Origin of the sequence: Sulfitobacter sp. HI0129 (assembly GCF_001635395.1) — a bacterium.
GTDB lineage: Bacteria > Pseudomonadota > Alphaproteobacteria > Rhodobacterales > Rhodobacteraceae > Sulfitobacter.
Map to the genome: position 1 here is coordinate 1 of NZ_LWGH01000275.1, position 4475 is coordinate 4475.

Annotated in this window: 7 protein-coding genes, 1 tRNA gene and 1 pseudogene; 3 read left to right on the forward strand and 6 right to left on the reverse strand. The window is 62.2% G+C overall.

Annotated elements, in window-relative coordinates; all coding sequences use genetic code 11:
- Positions 1-381: pseudogene (locus A3764_RS05775) on the reverse strand (RNA pseudouridine synthase); the annotation flags it as partial.
- Here A3764_RS05775 and A3764_RS05780 point away from each other — a divergent pair.
- Complete coding sequence (locus tag A3764_RS05780; protein WP_067926735.1) at positions 380-676, forward strand: DUF6476 family protein; 297 nt, start codon at positions 380-382, stop codon at positions 674-676. The pseudogene A3764_RS05775 and the gene A3764_RS05780 sit on opposite strands and share 2 nt — an antisense overlap.
- A gap of 128 nt (positions 677-804) precedes the next feature.
- On the opposite strand, the gene A3764_RS05785 is transcribed toward A3764_RS05780, so the two are convergent.
- The 4 genes from A3764_RS05785 to A3764_RS05800 all read right to left on the reverse strand — a co-directional run bounded on the left by A3764_RS05785 (position 805) and on the right by A3764_RS05800 (position 2278).
- The gene (locus A3764_RS05785) at positions 805-1017 is read right to left on the reverse strand and encodes a hypothetical protein (RefSeq protein WP_068101155.1); all 213 of its coding nucleotides are present in this window, start codon (positions 1015-1017) and stop codon (positions 805-807) included.
- Between the two features lie 81 nt (positions 1018-1098).
- Positions 1099-1488, reverse strand: coding sequence for a response regulator (locus A3764_RS05790; RefSeq protein WP_082850967.1), 390 nt, complete (start codon positions 1486-1488; stop codon positions 1099-1101).
- Positions 1451-2080 carry a MarR family winged helix-turn-helix transcriptional regulator gene (locus tag A3764_RS05795; protein ID WP_161487482.1) on the reverse strand — a complete coding sequence of 210 codons (630 nt, stop codon included), beginning with the start codon at positions 2078-2080 and terminating at the stop codon, positions 1451-1453. Before A3764_RS05795 ends, A3764_RS05790 begins: the two co-directional genes overlap by 38 nt.
- 121 nt (positions 2081-2201) lie before the next feature.
- Positions 2202-2278 (reverse strand) — tRNA-His (locus tag A3764_RS05800).
- A 182-nt stretch (positions 2279-2460) separates the two neighbouring features.
- Between A3764_RS05800 and A3764_RS05805 the strand changes: the two genes are divergently transcribed.
- Positions 2461-2661, forward strand: coding sequence for a DUF6324 family protein (locus A3764_RS05805; protein WP_067926750.1), 201 nt, complete (start codon positions 2461-2463; stop codon positions 2659-2661).
- A gap of 25 nt (positions 2662-2686) precedes the next feature.
- Here the strand turns inward: A3764_RS05805 and A3764_RS05810 are convergent, their stop codons facing one another.
- Positions 2687-3169: an MmcB family DNA repair protein gene (locus tag A3764_RS05810; protein ID WP_067926754.1), complete on the reverse strand. Its 483-nt coding sequence runs from the start codon at positions 3167-3169 to the stop codon at positions 2687-2689.
- A 108-nt stretch (positions 3170-3277) separates the two neighbouring features.
- Here A3764_RS05810 and A3764_RS05815 point away from each other — a divergent pair.
- A partial coding sequence (locus A3764_RS05815; protein WP_067951314.1) for a hypothetical protein occupies positions 3278-4475 on the forward strand: 1198 nt, incomplete at its 3' end.

A 4475-nucleotide genomic window follows, 5' to 3' on the forward strand; every position in this document is an offset into this window, starting at 1 on the left:
GCTGTCGCCGCAATGGGCCAGCAGCGCGTTCACCAGCGTGCCGGATGGCGAGCCCGGCGCGGGATGCACGACCATGCACGCGGGCTTGTCCACGACGATAAGCTCCTCATCCTCGTAGACGACATCCAGCGCGATGGCCTCGGGCGCGATATGGCTCTCCTCCGCCTCCTCCACATCGATCTCCACCAGATCGCCGGCGGATACCGTCGCGCGGGGGTCGCGCACCACCGCGCCGGCGATTCGCACGGCACCTTCCTCAATCAGGCGCATGAGCCGTGTACGCGACAGGGTGGCCTCCTCTGGCACATCGCGGGCAAGCGCCTTATCAAGACGGGGCGGCGGAGCGTCCGCAACGGCAAAGGTGATACGGCGGTGCGACATGATAGAATCCGATGAGCCGGCCAACCTGAGGTTCCTCAGACGACTGGTGACGTCGCTGACCGTGGTGATGATGCTCGGCCTTCTAGTCGTGATCGGTTTGCTTGTCACCCGCCTGCGGGACCGCGGCCCGGCCCTGCCCCAGCAGATCACCCTGCCCGACGGCGCCACCCCCCTCGCGGTGACGGCCGGTCAGGGATGGTACGCCGTGGTGACACAGGATGACCGGATATTGGTTTACGACCAATTAACGGGGGGCCTACGACAGGAATTGCAAATCACCGCGGAATCCGAATAGGGATTGCACGCGGAAAAGGGGGAATCGGAATAGACCGGCCCCCTATACAAAATTTATTAACAAATCGTTAGCGTAAATGAGATTTATTTTCCGCATGCTAATAGATGCGTCTCAATTACGCTGAAAAGTTATTTTGCGAACGACGTGCGTGAAACCGCGCGTCCCTTCTTCGATACCTTCGGAATTTCCGCTGCGACCCCGGCCAGCTTTCCGGCCAGTTCATCCAGTTCGGCCTTCGTCCCCTCCGAAGAGGCGTCTCCGACCTTGGTGAGAAATTCCACAAGTCCTCCAAGCACATCCTGTGTTTCCTGCATTGCGTGCAGACCGTCTAAATCGCTCATGCGTCCCTCATGGCTATGGCGCGGCTAATATGTTGCTACTGGCAACGAATAGCAAGATAGTGCAGTAGGTCAAGCACTTGTTTAGCTTGTCTTGTTCAAGGATTGTTCAACTTTTTGACGCAACGTTTCACGGCTGAGAGGTTTCTGCATGAAAATTGTGCTGCCGCTCAATTCGGTGATCGCTTCCGTCCGCTCAAGGTCGATCGGGCCATCGCTCCCGGACATGGCAATCACCGGCGTGCCCGCATGCGCCTCCTTAAGATAATCGAGAACTTCGGTCGCATCCCCGTCGGCCAGCCAGAAATCGATCAGGATAAGATCGAAGTCGGAATTCTCGGCCAAGGCCTTGCGGGTCGCGGCGCGCGTTGTGGTGACAACAATGATAACTGACATGTCACCGAGGAATTCCTCGATCAGGTCGCAAACGGTCGGATCATCCTCCGCTAGGAGGATCTTTCGAGTTCGAGTCATCTGGGGCACTTTTTAAATTCAAGGAAATAGTTCGAATAGATCTTATAAATTGAAGCTTTTCAGCCTTAGGTAGAGATAATATGCGATCCGCGATTACTTTGATAGGGTCCTCATTCAACTTCTCGCGACCTTCCACAGTCAGGCTGACCGTCTTCGTGCGATTGTCTGCAGGGCTAATGGCCTGTTCGACATAACCGCGCGATTCCAGTGTTTTCAGGGCCCGGGCCACGGGCGCACGGGTCAGGCCGAGATACCGCGCGATCCAGCGCAATTCGTTCCGGTCCGCCGGGGTCTTGCGCAGATACCGCAGGATCGACCATTGCAACGGTTGAACCGCGCTCGACCCCTTGTCGCCATAGATGTCGCGAATCATCCGCTCAAGCAGGGTGGCGGCGGCTTCGGCCTCTATCTGGTCGGCTTGGTTCTTCATTCTTTTCCCGGAGTCCCTGGTGGTTCCATCACGTATGCGGGAGATTACGACATAAGGATGAACAGGAGGGGGCGCATTTGGTTCCTGCGCGCGCGCATATTGATCGAATCTGTCTCGAAATTTCCCCAGCCGCGCCTTTTGCTCCAAACAGGTTTCGGTCATGGCAGATCGCGCGGTCATTCCCCGTCGGAGCCGCATTTACCTTACCACGCCCGAACGTAAGCCAACAGGGCCACCGCGACGTGCGGGGTGACAACCGGAGGAGTCGTTCAATTCGAAGGGGTGGTACCACCTCCCCGGCTCGAACGGGGGACCTCCTGATCCACAATCAGGCGCTCTAACCAACTGAGCTAAGGCGGCACTGGCGCGGATCTACCGGCCACCACCGCGAAATGCAAGACCTTCGCGCCCGCAAAACCGGTGGAAATCCGAACTTACCCTGCCCCACAGGCAACTGCGCCGCCCGCCACACACACCCGCGCGCCCTTGCCCCCGGCCCCGTTCCGCGCTAGCGATACGCCCCATCACCGACGGAGAGCGCCATGGGCATCGACACAGAACGCGACATCGAGGCGAACCTGCAGATCGGTCCGACCGACAAGGGCATGGTGCGGCTCTTCGTCGAAGGCGGCGGCATGGAGATCCCCATGGATTTCACCCCCGAAGAGGCCCGCGAGATCGCCGAAGAGATCATGGCCGCCGCGAACCGCGCGGGCGGCGGCAGACCGGCCCGCAAACGCTGACCCTGCCCCGGGGGGTCCTCTGGCCCTATCCCCAGTGCGTCACCCCGCCCGGATCGCGCAGCAGATGCAGCCGCCGGGCCGCGTGGAAGGCGAATTTCCGTGTGATCACCTTGCGCCGGGCCGCTGGCAGCTTTGTCTCCGGGCCCGTGCGCAAAATCTCCGCGCCATAGCCGTCGGCGATCATCAGGCCGCTGTCCTCGGGCAGCAGTTCCGTGGGAAAGCGATCATCCACCGCCCAGAAGAACCTGTCCGCCCATTCAAGGTAGCCGTGCCACTTACCGTCCGCCATGAAATCCGCGCGTGAGGATTTGCATTCCACGATCCAGATCTCGCCCTTCGGCCCCAGCCCCATGACATCCACGCGCAATCCGCGCGCGGGCACCAGTTCTTCCACCGTGACAAAGCCAAGCTCGGCCAGATGCCGCGCCACGCCACGCGCCAGCACCTGCCCCGGCATCAGCGGCGCTGTGTGCAGGCCATCCACCCCGGTTTCATGATCGTCTCTCATGGGGCGGGAATATGAACATTACATGAACATTTTGCAAGTCCGGCAGCGGCGTCTTCTGTTTTGGTCCCACGGGCACTACCTTCAAATCTGGATAACGAGGATAAGTGCATGGCTGACCGGACCCATATGACAGAAGCCGACGCGCGCGGCGTGCGCTACGCGCGCGAGTTGCAGGGTCATCTGAGCTGGCTCGATACCTTTTCGGGCACGGCGTTGGGGGTGCTGGCGGTGGCCTCGGGCATCTATACCTACCTTGGCGTGTCATCCCTGCTGGACGACAACGGCGCCATGTCGGCCTTTGCCGCCATCGCCTATTCGGTGGCCGTGTCGGTGGGGATCTTCGTCTTCTGGTCCTACATGCTGCGGCTTTTCCCGGCGGTGCGCGGCGCGCGGGCGCGGGTCGGGCTGCTGGGGGCCATGGGCTTTGGTTCCATCGCGATCATCGCCATGTCGAGCTGGCTCAACGCGGCGGCGCTCGCCGGATCGGCGGCGGTGGAACAGCATCTCGCCAAGACGGTGCAGGATTATCAGGGCTCGCTCGAACGCGCGCATGAAATCGCCCTTTCCGCACAGGCGCTGGAGCGCGATGTCTCCCGCGTGCGCCAAAGCTTCGAGGACCTGAGCGAACAGGAAGCTGCGGGCTCGCTTTCTGGCCTTGCCGGGCGCGGGGCCGTCTTCCGCGTGCTGCGGCAGAAATCCGCGGAACTCGCGGGGTTGGAGACGCAGATCACCTCCCAGACGCCACTGGTCGCGCAGGCCTTTGCCGAGGGCAACCAGATCCTCAGCCGGATGCGCGCCCTCACGGTGGAGCCGGGGCCGGTGGAGGCGCGCTCCGTCGAGTTTTCCGAACAGGCGGTACGGCTCGCCGGGTTGATCACCCAGTTGCGCCAGCTTTCGGTGGCGCCGCTCGTCGAGCGCGCGGCACAGGATCTGGCCGCTTCTGTCGTCCTGCCCGAGCTTGACGGCGCGACGGAGGAGAACCGCGGCGCGCAGGGGGCCACCATCGCCTCCGTGCTGGAGGTTCTGGCCCAGCGCGCCGCGACGCTGGAACGCGCGGCACAGGCCGTGCAATCCATGCCGCTGCCCGCCGATACAACCTATACCCCGATTTCCAGCGCGGACGCGGTGATCCTCTATGCCCGCAACTTCGTGCCCTCATGGGCCGGGGCCATCGCCATCGACCTGCTGCCGGCGGTGCTCGTTTTCATCCTTGCGATCACGCAATCCGCTATCCGTACGGGCCGCGAGGGCGCGGCGGTCGAGGATTCGCTGACGCTGGCCGAATTGCGCGCGGCACTGGCCGCCA